18 protein-coding genes are annotated in these 17,538 nt (G+C 75.1%); 8 read left to right on the top strand and 10 right to left on the bottom strand.

The window, feature by feature from the left end; genetic code table 11:
- Nucleotides 1–100: 100 nt before the first annotated feature.
- From ABD363_RS23280 to ABD363_RS23290, 3 genes are read right to left on the bottom strand one after another with little or no spacing between them, the layout of a single operon-like run.
- Nucleotides 101–454: a UBP-type zinc finger domain-containing protein gene (locus ABD363_RS23280; protein WP_344606713.1), complete on the bottom strand. Its 354-nt coding sequence runs from the start codon at nt 452–454 to the stop codon at nt 101–103.
- Nucleotides 451–1,905, bottom strand: coding sequence for an ATP-binding protein (locus ABD363_RS23285; protein ID WP_344606715.1), 1,455 nt, complete (start codon nt 1,903–1,905; stop codon nt 451–453). The genes ABD363_RS23280 and ABD363_RS23285 overlap by 4 nt, the downstream gene beginning before the upstream one ends.
- A complete protein-coding gene (locus tag ABD363_RS23290) occupies nt 1,902–3,578 on the bottom strand; it encodes an NAD(P)/FAD-dependent oxidoreductase (protein WP_344606717.1) in 1,677 nt (558 codons plus the stop codon). Before ABD363_RS23290 ends, ABD363_RS23285 begins: the two co-directional genes overlap by 4 nt.
- 248 nt (nt 3,579–3,826) lie before the next feature.
- On the opposite strand from ABD363_RS23290, the gene ABD363_RS23295 reads away from it, so the two are divergent.
- The gene (locus ABD363_RS23295; protein WP_344606719.1) at nt 3,827–4,699 is read left to right on the top strand and encodes a universal stress protein; all 873 of its coding nucleotides are present in this window, start codon (nt 3,827–3,829) and stop codon (nt 4,697–4,699) included.
- 13 nt (nt 4,700–4,712) lie between these two features.
- Here ABD363_RS23295 and ABD363_RS23300 read toward each other — a convergent pair whose 3' ends face one another.
- On the bottom strand, nt 4,713–5,945 hold the full coding sequence (locus tag ABD363_RS23300) for a DUF4032 domain-containing protein (protein WP_344606721.1): 1,233 nt from the start codon (nt 5,943–5,945) through the stop codon (nt 4,713–4,715).
- A gap of 524 nt (nt 5,946–6,469) precedes the next feature.
- Between ABD363_RS23300 and ABD363_RS23305 the strand changes: the two genes are divergently transcribed.
- Nucleotides 6,470–8,143, top strand: coding sequence for an FAD-binding dehydrogenase (locus ABD363_RS23305; RefSeq protein WP_344606723.1), 1,674 nt, complete (start codon nt 6,470–6,472; stop codon nt 8,141–8,143).
- A gap of 34 nt (nt 8,144–8,177) precedes the next feature.
- On the opposite strand, the gene ABD363_RS23310 is transcribed toward ABD363_RS23305, so the two are convergent.
- Nucleotides 8,178–8,528: a DUF488 domain-containing protein gene (locus tag ABD363_RS23310; RefSeq protein WP_344606725.1), complete on the bottom strand. Its 351-nt coding sequence runs from the start codon at nt 8,526–8,528 to the stop codon at nt 8,178–8,180.
- Nucleotides 8,529–8,715: 187 nt separating this feature from the next.
- Between ABD363_RS23310 and ABD363_RS23315 the strand changes: the two genes are divergently transcribed.
- A complete protein-coding gene (locus ABD363_RS23315; RefSeq protein WP_344606727.1) occupies nt 8,716–9,165 on the top strand; it encodes a DUF6098 family protein in 450 nt (149 codons plus the stop codon).
- Nucleotides 9,166–9,232: 67 nt separating this feature from the next.
- Here ABD363_RS23315 and ABD363_RS23320 read toward each other — a convergent pair whose 3' ends face one another.
- Nucleotides 9,233–9,484 (bottom strand): WhiB family transcriptional regulator, encoded by a 252-nt coding sequence (locus ABD363_RS23320; protein WP_344606729.1) that lies wholly within the window; start codon nt 9,482–9,484, stop codon nt 9,233–9,235.
- A 205-nt stretch (nt 9,485–9,689) separates the two neighbouring features.
- Nucleotides 9,690–10,631, bottom strand: coding sequence for a LysR family transcriptional regulator ArgP (locus ABD363_RS23325; protein ID WP_344606731.1), 942 nt, complete (start codon nt 10,629–10,631; stop codon nt 9,690–9,692).
- A gap of 66 nt (nt 10,632–10,697) precedes the next feature.
- Between ABD363_RS23325 and ABD363_RS23330 the strand changes: the two genes are divergently transcribed.
- Both ABD363_RS23330 and ABD363_RS23335 read left to right on the top strand, forming a co-directional pair.
- Complete coding sequence (locus ABD363_RS23330; RefSeq protein ID WP_344606733.1) at nt 10,698–11,315, top strand: LysE/ArgO family amino acid transporter; 618 nt, start codon at nt 10,698–10,700, stop codon at nt 11,313–11,315.
- A 102-nt stretch (nt 11,316–11,417) separates the two neighbouring features.
- Entirely contained in the window at nt 11,418–12,761 is a 1,344-nt protein-coding gene (locus ABD363_RS23335; protein ID WP_344606735.1) for an MFS transporter, read from the top strand.
- 4 nt (nt 12,762–12,765) lie between these two features.
- Here the strand turns inward: ABD363_RS23335 and ABD363_RS23340 are convergent, their stop codons facing one another.
- From ABD363_RS23340 to ABD363_RS23350, 3 genes are all read right to left on the bottom strand, one after another.
- Nucleotides 12,766–13,221 carry a cyclic nucleotide-binding domain-containing protein gene (locus ABD363_RS23340; protein ID WP_344606737.1) on the bottom strand — a complete coding sequence of 152 codons (456 nt, stop codon included), beginning with the start codon at nt 13,219–13,221 and terminating at the stop codon, nt 12,766–12,768.
- 324 nt (nt 13,222–13,545) lie between these two features.
- Nucleotides 13,546–15,021, bottom strand: coding sequence for an aminotransferase class I/II-fold pyridoxal phosphate-dependent enzyme (locus ABD363_RS23345; protein WP_344606739.1), 1,476 nt, complete (start codon nt 15,019–15,021; stop codon nt 13,546–13,548).
- A 216-nt stretch (nt 15,022–15,237) separates the two neighbouring features.
- The gene (locus ABD363_RS23350; protein WP_344606741.1) at nt 15,238–15,465 is read right to left on the bottom strand and encodes a hypothetical protein; all 228 of its coding nucleotides are present in this window, start codon (nt 15,463–15,465) and stop codon (nt 15,238–15,240) included.
- Nucleotides 15,466–15,680: 215 nt separating this feature from the next.
- Between ABD363_RS23350 and ABD363_RS23355 the strand changes: the two genes are divergently transcribed.
- The 3 genes from ABD363_RS23355 to ABD363_RS23365 all read left to right on the top strand — a co-directional run bounded on the left by ABD363_RS23355 (nt 15,681) and on the right by ABD363_RS23365 (nt 17,317).
- Nucleotides 15,681–16,124, top strand: coding sequence for an ATP-binding protein (locus tag ABD363_RS23355; RefSeq protein WP_344606743.1), 444 nt, complete (start codon nt 15,681–15,683; stop codon nt 16,122–16,124).
- A 175-nt stretch (nt 16,125–16,299) separates the two neighbouring features.
- Complete coding sequence (locus ABD363_RS23360) at nt 16,300–17,157, top strand: SigB/SigF/SigG family RNA polymerase sigma factor (RefSeq protein ID WP_344606745.1); 858 nt, start codon at nt 16,300–16,302, stop codon at nt 17,155–17,157.
- Nucleotides 17,158–17,173: 16 nt separating this feature from the next.
- Nucleotides 17,174–17,317 (top strand): hypothetical protein, encoded by a 144-nt coding sequence (locus ABD363_RS23365; protein ID WP_344606747.1) that lies wholly within the window; start codon nt 17,174–17,176, stop codon nt 17,315–17,317.
- Nucleotides 17,318–17,538: the final 221 nt, after the last annotated feature.

Consider the following 17,538-nt stretch of genomic DNA (forward strand, 5'->3'; position numbering starts at 1 on the left):
GGCGCACGGCCGGGCGGAGCGCGGCGCGGTCAGCCGCCGAGGAGCCGGTCCCGGCCCGGTACGTGCCCGCCCGGCCGCCGCCGGCGGCCGGGCGGCGCGCTCAACGGTTCAGCGCCCGGGCCCAGTCCGCCGGCACCCGCCCCGCCGGTCCCGGGACCGGCTGGTCCGCGGGATGGCCGGCCGGGGGCGCCAGTTCGGGCCCCGACTCGTACAGCTCGTCGGTCTCGTAGTTCCAGAACCACTCCTCGCCCGGCTCGAAACTGCGCACCACGGGATGGCCGGTGGCCCGGTAGTGGGCGGTGGCGTGCTGCGAGGGCGAACTGTCGCAGCACCCCACGTGCCCGCACAGCGCGCACCTGCGCAGGTGGAACCACCATCCGCCCGCCGCGTCGCACTCGACGCACCCGGCGCCGCTCGGCGGCACGCTCGGGTCGATCACGGTGTCGTTGCTCATGCCGGCTCCTCGAAGACGTCGGGGTCCGCGGTCAGCGGAAGAAAGACCTGGAAACGGGTGTCGCCCGGCTCGGACTCGACCTGGATGCCGCCGTGGTGCTTGTTCACCACGATCCGCCAGGAGATGTCCAGACCGAGGCCGGTGCCCTCGCCCACCGGCTTGGTGGTGAAGAACGGGTCGAAGATGCGCTCCCGGATCTCCGGCGGGATGCCGACGCCCGTGTCGCGGAACTCCACCAGCAGCCGGTCGTGGTGGAGGGCCGTGCGCACGGTCAGCGTGCCCTCCCCGCCCGCGTCGCCGATGGCGGCGACCGCGTTGTCGATCAGGTTGGTCCACACCTGGTTGAGTTCCGCCGGATACGCCGGGATCCGCGGCACCGCGGGGTCGTACTCCTTGACGACCTTGATCCGCGGGCCGATCTTGCCCGACAGCATCAGCAGGGTGCTGTCGAGGAGTTCGTGGACGTCGGCCACCCGGTAGGGGGCGCGGTCGAGCTGCGCGTACTGCTTGGCCGCGTCGACGAGGTGGGAGATGCGGGCGGTGGAGTCCTCGATCTCGTCCATCAGCAGCTCGGTCTCGACCGTGTAGTTGAGCCACCCGATCGCCCCGGGCAGGATCTCCTCGTCCACGGCCGCGGCGACCTGGTCCAGCCAGTCGGTGTCCAGTCCCGCCTGCACGAACGTCGGGGCGAGACTCCAGCCCTCCGCGACGCCGTGGTCGTCGAGCCAGTCGGCGAGGGCGTCCTCCCGGTCCGCCGCCTCCAGCGGACTGAGCGAGGGCGCCTTCGCGACGCGCTCGGCGGTGCGTTCCTGGATCTCGATCAGGTTCGCCAGCGCCTCCCGCGAGTAGGGGCCCGACGAGATCACGCGCAGCTTGTGCCGCATCTTCCCGACCCGCTCCCGCAGCGTCGCCGTGGCCCGCACGGCCGCCGCCGCGGGGTTGTTCAGCTCGTGCGTGAGACCGGCGGACAGCGAGCCGAGCGCGAGGAGCCGTTCGCGCTGCCCGATGGCCCGCTGGGTGTTCTTGGACCCGAAGAACAGCCCCTCCAGCAGGTGGACCGCCATGGGGAACCACTCCTGCATGATGTCCGCGAAGGTGTCCGCGGGCAGCACGAAGAACCGCGTCGGCTCCGTCACGCGCAGGGAGTTGGTGTAGACCTGCGGCACCCGGTCCCCGAGGTAGGCCTGCATGGCGCCGGCGTACACCCCGCGCTGGGAGGTCCGGCTCACCTCCACGTCGTCCCCGCCGACCCGGCGGGACAGCACGACCGTGCCGTCGAGCATCACGTAGAAGCAGGTGGCGGGCTCGCCCTCGGCGTACACCGGACCGGGGTCGAACCGCTCCACCCGGCCCTCGCGGCACAGCCGGTCCCGCTGCCCGGGCGTCAGCTTCTCGAACAGGAACAGCGACCCGATCTCCGCCGGGCTGCACGGCATCGGCCGGCCGCTCACGACTGCTCCAGATACCGGTGGACGAGCATCACGGCCATGGCTCCCTCTCCGACGGCGGACGCGACCCGCTTGGCGGACTCGGCGCGCGCGTCGCCCGCCACGAACACGCCCGGCACGCTGGTCTCCAGGTGGTACGGCGGCCGGTCCAGCTCCCAGCCCGCCGGCGGCCGCCCGTCGGGGGTGAGGTCGGGGCCGGCGAGGATGAAGCCGCCCCGGTCGCGCAGCACCGTGCCGTCCAGCCAGTCGGTGCGCGGGGCCGCGCCGATGAACACGAACAGCCACTGCGCGTCGACGCGTTCGGTGTGCCCGCTCCCGGCGTCGCGCAGCGTCAGCTGCTCCAGGTGGCCGTCGCCGTGCACGGCCTCGACGACCGTGCCGCAGCGCACCGAGATGTTGGGGGCCTCCTCGACCTGCTGGATCAGGTAGTGCGACATCGACGCCGTCAGGGACGGCCCGCGCACCAGCAGCGTGACCGACTTCGCGCCCCGCGCGAGGTGCATCGCCGCCTGCCCGGCGGAGTTGGCGCCGCCGACGATGTACACGTCGTGGCCCTGGCAGGCGGACGCCTCGGTCAGCGCCGAGCCGTAGAACACCCCGCAGCCGGTCAGCCCGTCCGCGCCCGGCGCGCCGAGCTGCCGGTAGGACACGCCGGTCGCGAGGATCACGCTGTGCGCGGAGACCGCGGAGCCGTCGGAGAACCGCACGGTCCGCGCGGCGCCGTTGACCTCCAGGCCGGTCACCTCGCGCGCGGTGAGGATCTCGGCGCCGAACTTCGCCGCCTGCCGCCGGGCCCGGTCGGTCAGCTGCGCGCCCGAGACGCCGTCGGGGAAACCGAGGTAGTTCTCGATCCGGGAGCTCTGCCCGGCCTGCCCGCCGGTCGCCGACCGCTCCACGAGCACCGTGCGCAGCCCCTCGGAGGCCCCGTACACGGCCGCGCCGAGCCCGGCCGGGCCGCCGCCGACCACCACCAGGTCGTAGAAGTCGGCCGCCGGTGTGGTCGCCAGGCCCACGCGGGCGGCCAGCTCGGGCGCCTCCGGCTCGACCAGCGGCGTGCCGTCCGGGGCGATCACCAGCGGCAGCCGCCGCCCGTCCGCGCCCGCCGCGGCCAGCAGCCGCCGCCCCTCGGGCTCGTCGGAGGAGTACCAGCGGTAGGGCACCTGGTTGCGGGCCAGGAACTCCCGTACCTCCGACGAGCGCGCCGACCAGCGGTGCCCGACGACCTTGGTGCTGGGGACCGGCCGGTGGTCACTGCTCCGCCACGCCCGCAGCAGGTCGTCCAGGACGGGGTAGAGCTTCTCCTCCGGCGGGTCCCAGGGCTTGAGCAGGTAGTGGTCCAGGTCGACCACGTTGATCGCGTCGATCGCCGCGTCGGTGTCCGCGTACGCCGTCAGCAGCACCCGCCGCGCACCCGGGTACACGTCCAGGGCCTGCTCGAGGAACTCGATGCCGTTCATCCGCGGCATCCGGTAGTCGGCCAGGATCACGGCCACGAGGTCGCCGCGCAGCTTCAGCTCGCGCAGCGCCTGGAGCGCCGACTCGCCGGACTCCGCGCGCACGATCCGGTACGACGCGCCGTAGCGCCGTCTGAGGTCCCGGGCGACCGCCCGGGAGACCCCGGGGTCGTCGTCGACGGTCATGATGACGGTGCGTACCGCCTCGTCGGGCTGTGTCATGCGTCCCCCACTCGGGCGGTCGGATCCACGGCACGGCGTCGCTCGTCGTCACCGCACCGACCTCCGCCCATCGTAGGGTCGATCACTCCGGTGCGCTCGTCCGTCCGGGTGAACCGCCGTGCCCGGCCCCGGCGCGCGGCGCCCGTCGCCCCCCGGGGCCGCCGGCGCGGCCCGCGTCCGCGGCCGGGGAAGGGGAGTGGTGAAGACTGGCCTCGACGGACACGACCGCGACACGAGGAGGCACCCGCATGACGCGCCCGATCACGGCAGGGGTGGACGGTTCGCAGGAGAGCCTGGCCGGGCTGGCCTGGGCGGCGCGGGAGGCGGTCCGCCGCGGGCTCGCGCTGCGCGTGGTGCAGGCGTGGCGGTACGAGCCGCAGGAGGGCGTCGACGCGGGCGACCGGGACACCCAGGCGCGCTGGGTGCGCGACGCCGTCACCGGGGCCGCCCGGACCGTCACCGGCCTCCATCCCGGGCTGGAGGTGTCCACCGAGGCGCCGGAGGGCGACACCGTCGGCACGCTGGCCGACGCGGCGGCCGGCTCCGAGATGCTGGTCCTCGGTTCCCGCGGCCACGGGCCGGTCGTCGGCTTCCTGCTCGGCTCCGTCGGCCAGCAGGTGATCGCCGAGGCGGCGCGGCCCGTCGTCCTGGTGCGCGCCGGGGACGAGCCCGCCGCCGAGGCCGCCGGCCGGGAGATCGTCGTCGGCCAGCACGGCGGGCCGGAGGACAGCGCCGCCGCGCTGCGGTTCGCGTTCGAGACGGCCGCGGCCCGGGGCGCCACCGTGCGGGCCGTGCGGGCCTGGACCCTGCCGCCGGTGTTCGCCTACAGCCCGGGCTCCCTCAGGCTCCTCGACGAGGCCGGGGGCCTGGAGCCGTACGAGAAGAAGGCGCTGGCGGAGGCGCTGCGGCCGTGGCGGGAGCGCTTCCCGGACGTCCCGGTGGTCGAACACGTGGAGATCGGCAGCGCGGGGCAGGTGCTGCTGTCGGTGGCCGGCCGGGCCCAGCTGATGGTCGTCGGCCGCCGTGCCCGCCGTACGGCCGTCGGCGCGCGCATCGGCTCGGTCGCGCACGGCGTGCTGCACCACGCGAGGTGCCCGGTGGCGGTGATCCCCCCGAAGTGAGGGGCGCGGCGGCTCACTCCGCCGGGGCCTGAGGCGTCCGGCGGACCCCGGGCAGGATGTTCTCGACGTAGTCCTCGATCGCCGTGTCCAGCCCGATGTCGTGCTGGGCCCGCTCGGACAGGTACCAGCGGTGCTCCAGCACCTGGTGGTACAGCTCGGCCGGGTCCATGTCGCCGCGCAGCTCGGGCGGCACCGCGCGCACGGTCGGCCGGAACACCTCCCGCACCCAGCGGTGGGCGAGCACCTCGGGGCGGGCGCCGCGGGGGTCGCCGGGGGCGTGGTCCTCCTGGGTGGCCATCCAGCTCTCCAGGTCGTTCAGCAGCCGCCTGGCCTGGTTCTCCTCGGTGTCCAGCCCGGTCAGGCGCAGCAGCTGGCGCTGGTGGTGGCCCGCGTCGACGACCTTGGGCACGAAGGTGACGGTGTCGCCGTTGGAGGCGCGCTCGATCTGCATCTCGGCCACGTCGAAGCCGAGGTCGTTCAGACGGCGTATCCGGCGCTCTATGTAGTGGTACTTGCCCGCCGGGTAGACGGAGGTGCGGGTCAGCTCCTCCCACAGGCCGCGGTAGCGGGCGCAGATCTCCCTGCCGAAGTCGACCGGGTCCACCGACGGGTGCAGCGCCCCGGACGCCTCCAGGTCCAGCAGCTCGCCGCTGATGTTGACGCGGGCGAGGTCGAGGTCGTACTCGCGCTGTCCGGTGCTCAGCCGCGGGTGCAGCTCGCCGGTCTCGGCGTCCACCAGGTACGCGGCGTACGCGCCCGCGTCGCGCCGGAAGAGCGTGTTGGACAGCGAGCAGTCGCCCCACGCGAACCCGGTCAGGTGCAGGCGCACCAGCAGCACGGCCAGCGCGTCCATCAGACGGTGCATGGTCGCGGGACGCATCGTCGTCTCGAACATCGAGCGGTACGGCATCGAGCCGCGCAGGTGCCGGGTGACCAGGACGCTCTCCAGCGGCGCGCCGTGCGCGTCGGTGCGTCCGGTGACCACGGCGAGCGGGTCCACCGCGGGGATGCCGAGCCGGTCGAGGTCGCGCAGCAGCTCGTACTCGCGCAGGGCGGGCCGCTCGGCGAGCTCCTTGACGGCGATCACCTCGGTGCCGGCGCGGGCGTAGCGCACGACGTGCCGGGAGATGCCGCGCGGCAGCGGCACCAGGTACTCCTCGGGCCACTCCTCCAGGGGCACCTGCCACGGCAGTTCGAGCAGGAGCGCCGGGTGCTCCGGGTTGGTCGCGCTGATCTGCAGAGCCATGGGCCAGGTGTCCTCGGGTCGCCGATGATCGGGACCACCTTAAAGGGCGCCCGCCCCGGCCGGGGAGGGCACTGCGCGGGGCACGCACCCGGGTTCCGGCGGGCCGCGCCCCGGCGCCCGGTGCGCCGCTTCCCGAACCGGGCCCCGCCGCCCGGCCGGTCCCGCCCGCCGGGGCGCGGGCCCGGGGCGTCCGGCGTCGGGCCGGCGTCCGCGCGATCCGGGCGCCGGTTCCCGGTCCCGTGCGGGCCCGTCGTGCCCGGGGCCTTCGGATGCGCCGGTGCACCGGATACATTCGCCTGGCGAACGGAGGGCGGCACAGGCGGGCGCGGGGCACGGCCGGACGTGCGGCCGGGCGCCGGTCCCGCCCGCCCCCTGCCGGGGGCCGCGTGCACGGCGCCCGCGGCCAGGGGGTCCGGCCCCGTGCCGGCGGAGGAGGCCCGCGCGGCGGCCGGCCCGGGCGGGTCGCGCACCGCGCTGCCCGCCGACGGCGGCGGCACCCCGCACGAGAGAAGGGAACGGTCGTCATGGACGCCGACGTCATCGTCGTCGGAGCGGGCCTCGCCGGCCTGGTCGCGGCGCACGAACTGACCAGCCGGGGCCGCCGGGTCGCCCTCGTCGACCAGGAGAACGCCGCCAACCTCGGCGGCCAGGCCTTCTGGTCCCTCGGCGGGCTGTTCCTGGTGGGCACCCCGGAGCAGCGGCGGCTGGGCGTCCGGGACTCCTTCGACCTGGCCTGGAGCGACTGGCAGGGCAGCGCGCAGTTCGACCGGCTCGACGACGAGGACTCCTGGGCCGTGCGCTGGGCGCGCGCCTACGTGGAGTTCGCGGCGGGGGAGAAGCGGTCCTGGCTGGGCGGCCACGGCATCGAGCTGCTGCCGACCGTCGGCTGGGCCGAGCGCGGCGACCTCACCGCCCACGGGCACGGCAACTCCGTGCCCCGCTTCCACATCGCCTGGGGGTCGGGCACGGGGGTGGTGGAGCCGTTCGCCCGCTACGCCGAGCAGGCCGCCCGGGACGGGCTGCTCACCTTCCACCACCGGCACCGGGTCGACGAGCTGGTCGTCGAGCGGGGGGCCGCACGGGGCGTGCGCGGCACGGTCCTCGCCGAGGACCACGCGCCGCGCGGCGTCGCCTCCAGCCGCGACCGCGTCGGCGACTTCGAACTCACCGCGCAGGCCGTCGTCCTCACCACCGGCGGCATCGGGGGCGACCACGACCTGGTGCGCCGCCACTGGCCCGAACGCCTCGGCACGCCGCCGGCCCGGATGGTGACGGGCGTGCCCGCCTACGTCGACGGGCGGATGCTCGGCATCAGCGCCGAGGCGGGCGTACGGCTGGTCAACCGCGACCGCATGTGGCACTACACCGAGGGCCTGCACAACTGGGACCCGGTCTGGCCCGGCCACGGCATCCGCGTCCTGCCCGGCCCGTCCTCCCTGTGGCTCGACGCCCTCGGCCGCCGCCTGCCCGAGCCCTGCCTGCCCGGCTACGACACCCTCGCCACCCTGCGGCACCTGCGCACCACCGAGGACATCGCCGGGTACGACCACTCGTGGTTCGTCCTCACCCGGAAGATCGTCGAGAAGGAGTTCGCGCTGTCCGGCTCCGAGCAGAACCCCGACATCACCGCCGGGGACCGGGCCGCGTTCCTGCGCGAGCGGGTGCTCGGCAAGGGGGCGCCGGGGCCCGTGAACGCCTTCCTGCGCAAGGGCGCGGACTTCGTGACCGCCCCCGACCTGGAACGGCTCGTCGACAGGATGAACCGGCTGACGGACGAGCCGCTGCTGGACGCCGCCGTGATCCGCCGCCAGGTGGAGGCCCGCGACCTGCAGATCGCCCACGCGTACAGCAAGGACGCCCAGGTACAGGGCATCCGCAACGCCCGCCGCTACCTCGGCGACCGCCTCGGCCGCGTCGCCGCCCCGCACCGCCTCCTGGACCCGGACGCCGGGCCGCTGATCGGCGTCAAGCTGCACATCCTCACCCGCAAGACCCTCGGCGGCATCCAGACCGACCTGGACTCCCGCGCCCTGGGCGTCGACGGCGGGCCCGTCGACGGCCTGTACGCGGCCGGGGAGGTCGCCGGGTTCGGCGGCGGCGGTGTCCACGGCTACAACGCGCTGGAGGGCACCTTCCTCGGCGGCTGTCTCTTCTCGGGCCGGGCGGCGGGCCGGGCCGCGGCCCGGCAGACCGCCTGAGCGCGCGCAGCGGCCCGTCCCCGCACCGGCCGCCTCACGGCCGGAGGAGGCGGGCCAGCACCGCGGCGTGGCTCCGCCCGGGCTCCCTGGCGGCGGTCAGCAGCGTCACCGGCCCCCGGCCCGCCGCCTCCCGCACGCGGTCGAGAAGGCCGGCCGCCTCGGGAGCGGTGAGCTCCGCCTCGTACCGGGCGCGGAACTCCTCGTACGAGCCCTCGCCCGCGTGGTACCAGCGGCGCAGCCCGGTCGACGGGGCGAGCGCCTTGAGCCACTCGTCGACGTGGGCCGCGTCCTTGGCGAGACCGCGCGGCCACAGCCGGTCCACCAGGACGCGCACGCCGTCGTCCGGCTGGGGCGGTTCGTACACACGGCGGACGCGCACGCTCACGGCCGGGCCTCCCGGGGCGGTGGACGGTGCCGCGAGCGTACCGCCGGGCCGGCGACGCCGCCGTCCGCGGAGCCCGCGGCACCGGCGTCACGGCCGGGGAGACGACGGAAGGGGAAGCCGGGCGTCCGGTTCTCTCCCCGTCCGTGCGGGTACTCCGTCCGCCTGACGGCGACGAGGGAGGCCAGACATGAGCGCATCGGACGACCTGCCGGTCGTGCGGACACTCGCGGAACTCACCGCCCTGGTCGAGGAGCACCGGGGGCTGTACGTCCGCTGGTCGCGCGGCCCCGGGACCGACCTCGCCGACGTGTCCAGCACCGACGACCTCACGGGCGCGCCGATGCCGGGACTGTCCGCCAACCCGCTCGACGTGGAGAACTGGTGGCGGGACCGGCCCGTGGAGGTGTGGGTGGCCCGCCGGCTGCACGACTACGCGCACCTGCCGCACGAGAAGGGCCCCGGCGTACGGCCCTGGGTCCTGTCCGGCCGGGAGACGGGCCGCGGCCCCGACAACGAGCCGCTGGTCGCCGACGCCCGGCCGCTGTGCTGGATCGACTCCGGGGTCATCGAGGAGGCGCGAACCGAGGTGGAACGGCAGGAGCGCCCCTGGGGCCCGCTGCGCCGCACCGGCCGCTGAAGCCCCCGGCGCCCGCACGACGGAGCCCCGGGCCCCGCGAGGGGGACCCGGGGCTCCCGCGCCGGCCTCATCCGGCCCGCCTGCGCGCGGCCGCGCGCCGCTTGATCGCCCGGCGCTCCGTCTCGCTCGTCCCTCCCCAGACGCCGATGGACTGGTCCGTGTCGAGTGCCCACTGCAGGCACGGCTCCCGGACAGGACAGCGCCGGCAGATCGCTTTCGCCTGCTCGGTCTGCAACAGGGCCGGGCCGGAGGTGCCGATCGGGAAGAAGAGGTCGGGATCCTCGTGGCGGCACGCGGCATGGTTTCGCCAGTTGTCCATCAAAGTCACCTGCGATCGAAGTCGTTCGTGCCCTCGTCGATGCGTTGCTCGTCTCCGGGTCACCGGCCGGTGCGGGGTGAAACAGCGCTGATGCGAGGATTCCGTGACGGACCGGGACGACGCGTCCCGGCGTGCGGGGGCCGCCCGCCGGGGGCGAGCGTGCCCGCCGGGCGCCGTGCCGCCGCGGAGATCCGCCGCAGGGGCCTCAGCTCCGCAGCGCCCCGGCGGCAGCCGCCAGCACGGCCTCGGTCACCGTCGCCAGCGCGGGGAAGTCCAGCCGCCACTGCTGCCAGTACAGCGGTACGTCGACCGCGCGCCCCGGGGCGAGGTGCACGAGCCGGCCGGCCCGCAGCAGGGGACCGGCCTGCACCTCGGGCACCAGGCCCCATCCCAGGCCGGCGGCCACGGCCTCGGCGAACGCCTCCGACGACGGCACGAAGTGCCGCCCGGTCCGCGAGGCGCCGGCCTCGTTCCCGAGACCGCGGACGAACCCGTCCTGGAGGTCGTCCCGCCGGTCGAAGGTCACCACGGGCGCCGTGGCGAGCGCGTCCCGCAGGTCGCCGGTCAGATGCCGCGCGACGAACGCCCCGCTCGCCACCGGCAGGTACCGCATCCGTCCGAGGGCCCGCACGGAGCAGCCCGGCACGGGATCGGACGACGAGGTCACCGCGGCCGTCACCAGGCCGCCCCGCAGCAGCGCCGCCGTGTGGTCCTCGTCCTCGCAGCGCAGTTCGAAGAAGAGCCGCAGTTCCTCGGGCACCCGGGTGAGCGCGGCGAGGAACCAGGTCGCCAGCGAGTCCGCGTTCACCGCCACCGGCACCCGGGTCGCCTCCCCGGCCGCGGTCAGTCCCAGCTCGGTGTACGCGTCCCGTTCCAGCTGCGCCACCTGGCGGGCGAGCCGCACCAGCACCTCGCCCGACTCCGTCGCCCGCACCGGTTTGGTGCGCAGCAGCAGCACCCGGCCCGTGCGCTGCTCCAGCGCCTTCACCCGCTGGCTGACCGCCGACGGGGTCAGATGCAGCGCGGCGGCGGCCGCGTCGAACGTGCCCTCGTCCACCACGGCCAGCAGGGTCCGCACCTGGTCCAGGGGGAGATCCGCCGGCCCGTCCGCGGAGCCGCCCGCCCCGCCCGCCGTCCTGTTCTTCACGAACACTGAGGATACGTAAGAATCTTTAGCTGTACGCGTGGTGATCGGCCGCCTAGCGTCGAAGGCATGACCAGCGCCCTGTCCGCCGCGGCCGCCGGGTTCGGCACCGGCCTCTCGCTCATCGTCGCCATCGGCGCCCAGAACGCCTTCGTCCTGCGCCAGGGGATCCGCCGCGACGCGGTCCTCGCCGTCGTCGGCATCTGCGCCCTGTCCGACGTCGTCCTGATCGCCCTCGGCGTCGCCGGGGTCGGCGCCGTGGTGGCCGCCTGGCCGGACGCGCTGACGGTGGTCGGCTGGATCGGCGGCGCGTTCCTGCTCGGTTACGGAGCCCTCGCCGCCCGGCGGGCGGCGCGGCCGGACGGCGGCGCCCTGCGGACCGACGGCGAGGCCGTGGGTTCGCGCCGGCGGGCGGTGCTCACCTGCCTGGCGCTGACGTGGCTCAACCCGCACGTCTACCTCGACACCGTGTTCCTGCTGGGCTCCGTCGCCGCCGACCGCGGCCCGCTGCGCTGGACGTTCGGCCTGGGCGCCACGCTCGCCAGCCTGTGCTGGTTCGCCGCGCTCGGCTTCGGCGCCCGCTTCCTCGGCCGTTTCCTGGCCAGGCCCGCGGCCTGGCGGGTCCTGGACGGCCTGGTCGCCGCCACCATGGTCGTCCTCGGCGTCACGCTCATCGCCGGGAGCTGAGCGCGGGCGCCGGCGGGCCCCGCCCCGCCGGCGCCCGCGCAACGGCGCCTGCGGGTCCGGGGCGCCCGGCCGGTGCTGCGATAGTGAACCCCGGCCCGAAAGATGTACCGACCAACCAGGAAATCCGTGAACACCAGCGAGAGCAGCACCGAACCGCACGCGTCGGCCCCGGAACCGGGGCCGACGCGTGCGGACGAGCCCCGACCGGCCCGCCGCGGATGGCGCCGGTGGGCGATGGACACCCGCCCCCTGCGCCGCCCGGCCTACCGGCGGCTGTGGGCGTCGACCGTCGTCACGGCCGTCGGCAGCCAGCTGACCGCCGTCGCCGTGCCCAAGCAGATCTACGACATCACGGGCTCCTCCGCGTGGGTCGGCGCCGCCGGCCTCGCCGGCCTGCTGCCCCTGATCGTGTTCGCGCTGTGGGGCGGGGCGGTCGCCGACAGCATGGACCGCCGCAAGCTGCTGCTGATCACCAACAGCGGCATCGCCGTCACCTCGCTGCTGTTCTGGCTGCAGGCCGTGACCGGGCTGGAGTCGGTGGCCGCGCTGATGGTCCTGCTCGCGCTGCAGCAGGCCTTCTGGGGACTGAACGCGCCCGCCCGCAGCGCCTCCGTCGCCCGGCTGGTGCCCGAGGACGAGCTGCCCGCCGCGAACGCCCTCGGCTCCACCGTCATGCAGACCGGCCAGGTCGCCGGCCCGCTGCTCGCGGGCGCCCTCATCCCGGTCGTCGGCCTGCCCGAGCTGTACCTCATCGACGCCCTCGCCCTGTGCGTCACCGTCTGGGCGGTCCACCGGCTGCCCGCCCTGCCGCCCCTGGCCGACACGGCGGCGCGCCGCGCCGGGATACGCGAGATCGTGGCCGGGTTCCGCTACATCGCCGGGCACACGGTGCTGCTGCTGTCCTTCCTCGCCGACATCGTCGCCATGGTCCTCGGCATGCCCCGGGCCCTGTTCCCGCAGCTCGCCGCGGAGACCTACGGGTCGTACGGCGAGGGGCTCGCGCTCGGCCTGCTGTTCGCGGCGATCCCCCTCGGCGCGGTGGTCGGCGGCCTGTTCTCCGGCACGTTCTCCCGGGCCCGCCGGCACGGCTGGATGGTCATCGGCGCGGTCGTCGTCTGGGGCGCCGCCATCGCCGGCTTCGGGCTGAGCGGCAGCCTGTGGCTCGCGGTGGCGTTCCTGGCCGTCGCCGGGGTCGCCGACATGGTCTCGATGGTCTTCCGCGGGGCGATCCTGCTGTCCGCCGCGACCGACGAGATGCGCGGCCGTATGCAGGGCGTCTTCACGGTCGTCGTCGCGGGCGGCCCGCGCCTGGCCGACGTGCTGCACGGCACCGCGGGCTCCGCCTTCGGCGCCCGGACGGCCACCGCGGGCGGCGGCCTGCTCGTCGTCGCCGTGATGCTGGTCCTGGCCCTCGCGGTGCCGGCGCTGCGCCGCTACCGCGTCTGACGGCCTACAGCGCGCCCCGCCGGGGGAGCGTGTACTGCTCCAGCAGCTGGCCCCGGGTCGTCTCCAGCCGGTGCGCGAGGATCTCGGCGACCGAGCGCACCAGTGTCAGGCCCAGCCGCGGGTCCTCCTCGCACAGCGCGAGCACCGCCGCCGCGTCGAACTCGTAGGCGCGCACCGGGCTGAACGCCTCGGCGCCGAAGTCCCACCGGTATGGCGGGAACAGCCAGGACCAGCCGAGCAGATCGCCCGCGCCGAGGCCGGCGACCGTGATCCGCTGCAGCGAGGACACCCGCTGGTCGAGGGAGACCGCGCCGGAGCGGATGACCCAGAAGCGGTCGGCCGTGCCTCCCGTCTCGAAGATCCGGGTGTCCTCGGGGAAGGAGACCTCCCGGGCGAGCTCCATCAGACGTGCGCGCTGCGGCGGCGGAAGGGCGGTCAGCAGCTTGATCGCTTTGGTCATGGCGCGGCTCCTCGCCGGCGACTGGGTTCCGGGTGCTTTCCCTACGCCCATTTCAGCCGCTGCCGACGCCGCGAGCACCTCGGCGGACGGCGCATCCGCGCCGGGTCCCGCGCCCGGCCGGGCACCGGGGCACGGCCGGGCGCACGCGGCACACCGCCGGACAGGAGAAAGCCCTGGCTGGACGGGGGAAACCAGCCAGGGCGGCAAAGGGGGGTACGGGGGCCGGACCGGTCGGCCCCGTCACCACGTGGATGAACGGTAAACCACTCGGGGGAGTTCCGCGAACCGGAAAGCAGGTTAAGTGACCTGTTTCACGTTTCGCCGTCAGGCGCCCTCGGCCAGGACCCGGATCGTGTTCAGCTCCGGGTCGCTGGGATCGGGCAGGTACATGCCGGCGGCGAGCCCGGTGCGCAGGTACTCCACGACGGGCCGGGTGAGCAGCTCCCCGGGCAGGACGGCCGGGATGCCGGGCGGGTACGGCGTGATCATCTCGGCCGCGATCCGGCCGGCCGCCCGGCTCACCGGCACGTTCTCGGTCGGCCCGAAGAACGCGTCCCGCGGCAGCCGCACCTGCTCCGTCCTCAGCTCGTCCGGGGACGGCACCGCCACGCGCGGAGCCGGTCCCAGATCGGCGGCGGCCCCCGCGAGGCCCTTGAGGGCGGCGAGCAGCTCGCCGGTGGTCTCCTCGTCGTCGCCGTAGGTGATCTGCGCGCCGATGCGGCGGTGGTCGGTCAGGTGGGCGTCGATGCCCCGGTGCTCGCGCAGCCAGTCCGAGGCCTGGAAGCCGGTGATGCCGAGCCCGGTGATGTCGATCACGACGGGCAGCGGGTCGAAGTCGTCGGCCAGGTGCGGCCCGCAGAAGTCGGCGCGGTCGTTGACGTGCATGCCGTCGATCTGCTCGACGGCCGCGCGCACGCCGGCCGCGAGCTCCAGCGTGGCGCCGAGGAGCTCCTCGCCCCGCAGGGCCATCTGCCGGCGCCAGCCGTCGAGGCCGGCGTAGATCAGCACCGACGGGCTGGTGGTGCTCAGCAGGTCCGCGCGCATGCCCAGCAGCTCCGGCGGGACCAGATCGCCCTGGAGGTGGAAGACGGAGCCCTGCTCCAGTCCGCTGCCCATCTTGTGGATGCTGGTGACGCAGATGTCGGCGCCCGCGTCCATCGCCCAGGACGGCAGATCGGGATGGAAGGGCAGGTGGGCGCCCCACGCCTCGTCCACGATCAGCGGTACCGAGCGCCGGTGGCAGACCTCGGCGACGGCCCGCAGGTCCGCGCAGGTGCCGTACGGGGTGGGGCTGGTGATCAGGGCGCCCCTGGCGTCGGGGTGCGCGGCGAACGCCGCCTCGTACTCCGCGGCGGACGGGGGGTGGGCGAGGTGCCGCTCGGCGTCCCACCGCGGCTCGACCCAGACGGGTTCGATGCCGGACAGGATCAGGCCGGACACGACGGACTTGTGGGCGTCCCGGCCGATCAGCAGTTTCTCGTGCGGCCCGGCGACGGCCAGCATCGCCGCCTTCACGGACAGGGAGCTGCCGCACGTGGAGAAGAAGGTGTGGTCGGCGTGCACGGCGTCGGCCATCAGCTCCTGGGCGCGTTCCAGCACCCGGCCGCGCTTGAGCCGGTCGTCGAGCCCGCCCGAGGCCAGTACGTCGCCCAGGAACACGGCGTCGCCGAGCACCTCCCGCACCGCCGGGTCGGCGCCGCGGGCCTGCTTGTGCCCGGGCGGCGTGAAGGACAATCGCCCCTTGCCGCGGTACTCGGCCAGAGCCTGGAGAACCGGTGCTTGCGTGTGATCGGCTGCCATGGGGATCCGGATGCCCGGCCCCGGCCCCGCCAATCAACGCCGATCGGCCACCCGGCCGATCGGCCCGGCCCCGGCGGCCCGGCCCCGGCGGCCCGGCCCCGGCGGCCCGGCCCGGCCCCGGTGATCCTGTGGCCCGGTGGCCCGGGCCACGGCGCCTCCCCGGCGGTTCCCGCTCGGCACCGCCCGCGAGCTTCCTCTCGCCCGCGGCCCGGCCCGTCAGGTTCCGTCGGCGTCCGGGTGCCGTCCCGGGGTCAGGACCTCGTCCAGCACCCGCAGGACCACCTCGTACGCCGTCGTGCGCACCGCGGCCTCGCGGGCCGCGTCCGGATCCGTCCGCCTCAGTTCCTCGCCGCGTGCCCGCCACGCCCGCTCCTCCCGCATCGCACGGTCCCTGGCGCGCCGCATCCGCCGCAGCAGTTCGTCGGAGTCCACCACATCGGTCATGCACTGCGCATATCCACACCGCCGCGTCCGACGACCCGCGCCGCGGGAAGGGCGGGAGGTTTGGCCCCCCGGGGAGAGGTGAGCCGGAAGAAGGGACCCGCGAAATCCGCTTTGCGACGGCGGCCCCCACCGTGCCCCGGCGGACGAAGGCGAGCACGAGACCGCCGCGGACGCGGCACGGATCCGCATCACTTCTGCACCCAGGGAGCTGACGGATGTGCGACAAGCACACGACGGACCTCGCCACCGGACGGACCAGTGCCGACCGGGCCCGGCAGCCGCGACCGTGCAAGCCCGCCGAGGCGCGCCAGGCGGTGGAACGCGCGGTCGCCGAACGCTGCCGGGCCACCCACACCTCCTGTGACGCCGACGCCCTGTCGGACGCCCTGCTCGTCGCCTCGGAGCTGACCACCAACGCGATGCTGCACGGCGGCGGCGTCACGGACTTCCAGGTCGACCTCGTCGGCCCGGGCCTGCGCGTCTCGGTGAGCGACCGCAGCGACGAACTGCCCGTGGTGGTGCCGCCGACCGATCCGCAGGGGCGCCGGCGGGTCGGCGGACGCGGCTGGCCCATCGTGTGCCGGCTCGCGCGTGACGTCAGGGTGTCGGACTTGCCGTCGGGCGGCAAGTGCATCACGGTCGTAGTGCCCCTGTCCTGACGGATTTCGCGAAAGCGGAGTTTGCTCCCCGAGGGCCAGGGCAGACGCAGTTTCGTGCTTCGGACCGGAGGCGCGCCCAGCGGGAGCGGTACGGCTGCTCCGGGCCCCTTTCGGTGCACCGGACAGCGACCTTCCCGCGGTAGTCCCTGAAACGACCGTTCAGGAGCGATTCCGCATGCTGATCGAAACGCCGACAGATTCCGGCACGTCCGAGACGCCGACCCCGTCCGCCCGCCGACGTCACGAGGACGCACCCGACACCGCGGCCCTCTTCGCCAAGCTGGCGACCCTGGAGGAGGGGCCCGAACGTGACGCCGTGCGCGACGAACTCGTCACGGCCTGGCTGCCCATGGCCCATCGGATCGCCGGCCGGTTCCGCGACCGCGGAGAGTCCGTCGAGGACCTGCGCCAGGTGGCGGCCCTCGGCCTGGTGAAGGCCATCGACCGCTTCGACCCGGAGCGGGGCGCCTTCGAGAGCTACGCCGTGCCGACCATCACCGGCGAGATCAAGCGGCACTTCCGCGACCGCATGTGGGCCCTGCGGGTGCCGCGCCGGGTGCAGGAACTGCGCAACAAGGTACGGGTGGCGCGGCGCGAACTCACCCAGAACCCGGGCAGTCCCGAACCGTCCGTGGCCGACATCGCCGCGCACACCGGGCTGACCGAGGAGGAGGTCAGCGCCGGGATGGAGGCCCTGGAGAGCTTCAGCACCCTGTCGCTGGACGCCGAGCTGTCGGCCGGCGACGACGGCTACAGCCTCGCGGACACCCTCGGCGCGTCGGACTCCTCGTACGACGTCGTGATCGACCGGGAGTCCGCCAAGGAAGGCCTGCGCCGCCTGCCCGAGCGCGAGCGCGCCATTCTCTACATGCGTTTCTTCGAAGACATGACACAGAGCCGTATCGCCGACCGGCTGGGCATCTCCCAGATGCACGTCTCCCGGCTCATCAGCCGCAGCTGCGCCCGCGTGCGCGACGAGGTGCTGGGCCAGCGGACGGCCCGCCGGGGCCGGGGCGGATCCGCGGCGAGCTGAGGAGGACGACCGACCGATGCCGAAGCCCCGTCCCGCCGTGCCGCGCAGGCTCGTCGACGAGTACGAGACGGTGTCCGCCGCCGAGGCGCCGGACGCCCCGGCCGGGCCGGCCCCGCGCCCGGGCGACACGACGGCCGGACCGGTCCCCGTGCCCGAATGACGTGCCGGCCGGGCCGCCGGCCACCCCCGGACGAGACGCGGAAGTGACACGTGTCCACGGTCCGGGACCGCCCACGAGCGCCGGGGGCGGGCCGCCGGCCCGGCCCCGGTCCGCGCCGCCGGCCCGGCCCCCGAGCCCGCCCGCACGCACGGCGGGCGGGCGACGGCTGAAGGCCCTCGGGAGGCCCGCCGCGAGCAGGCCGCGCGGCGGCGGGCTCGCGG

The sequence above is a fragment of the Streptomyces glaucus genome (assembly GCF_039533365.1).
In the GTDB taxonomy this organism is placed as follows: Bacteria; Actinomycetota; Actinomycetes; order Streptomycetales; family Streptomycetaceae; genus Streptomyces; species Streptomyces glaucus.

Bases quoted from the DNA above. Each gene is read 5' to 3' on its own strand.
- ABD363_RS23280 (WP_344606713.1), bottom strand. From the start codon at position 454: ATGAGCAACGACACCGTGATCGACCCGAGCGTGCCGCCGAGCGGCGCC.
- ABD363_RS23290 (WP_344606717.1), bottom strand. From the start codon at position 3,578: ATGACACAGCCCGACGAGGCGGTACGCACCGTCATCATGACCGTCGAC.
- ABD363_RS23295 (WP_344606719.1), top strand. From the start codon at position 3,827: ATGACGCGCCCGATCACGGCAGGGGTGGACGGTTCGCAGGAGAGCCTG.
- ABD363_RS23300 (WP_344606721.1), bottom strand. From the start codon at position 5,945: ATGGCTCTGCAGATCAGCGCGACCAACCCGGAGCACCCGGCGCTCCTG.
- ABD363_RS23305 (WP_344606723.1), top strand. From the start codon at position 6,470: ATGGACGCCGACGTCATCGTCGTCGGAGCGGGCCTCGCCGGCCTGGTC.
- ABD363_RS23315 (WP_344606727.1), top strand. From the start codon at position 8,716: ATGAGCGCATCGGACGACCTGCCGGTCGTGCGGACACTCGCGGAACTC.
- ABD363_RS23320 (WP_344606729.1), bottom strand. From the start codon at position 9,484: ATGGACAACTGGCGAAACCATGCCGCGTGCCGCCACGAGGATCCCGAC.
- ABD363_RS23330 (WP_344606733.1), top strand. From the start codon at position 10,698: ATGACCAGCGCCCTGTCCGCCGCGGCCGCCGGGTTCGGCACCGGCCTC.
- ABD363_RS23335 (WP_344606735.1), top strand. From the start codon at position 11,418: ATGTACCGACCAACCAGGAAATCCGTGAACACCAGCGAGAGCAGCACC.
- ABD363_RS23340 (WP_344606737.1), bottom strand. From the start codon at position 13,221: ATGACCAAAGCGATCAAGCTGCTGACCGCCCTTCCGCCGCCGCAGCGC.
- ABD363_RS23345 (WP_344606739.1), bottom strand. From the start codon at position 15,021: ATGGCAGCCGATCACACGCAAGCACCGGTTCTCCAGGCTCTGGCCGAG.
- ABD363_RS23350 (WP_344606741.1), bottom strand. From the start codon at position 15,465: ATGACCGATGTGGTGGACTCCGACGAACTGCTGCGGCGGATGCGGCGC.
- ABD363_RS23355 (WP_344606743.1), top strand. From the start codon at position 15,681: ATGTGCGACAAGCACACGACGGACCTCGCCACCGGACGGACCAGTGCC.
- ABD363_RS23360 (WP_344606745.1), top strand. From the start codon at position 16,300: ATGCTGATCGAAACGCCGACAGATTCCGGCACGTCCGAGACGCCGACC.
- ABD363_RS23365 (WP_344606747.1), top strand. From the start codon at position 17,174: ATGCCGAAGCCCCGTCCCGCCGTGCCGCGCAGGCTCGTCGACGAGTAC.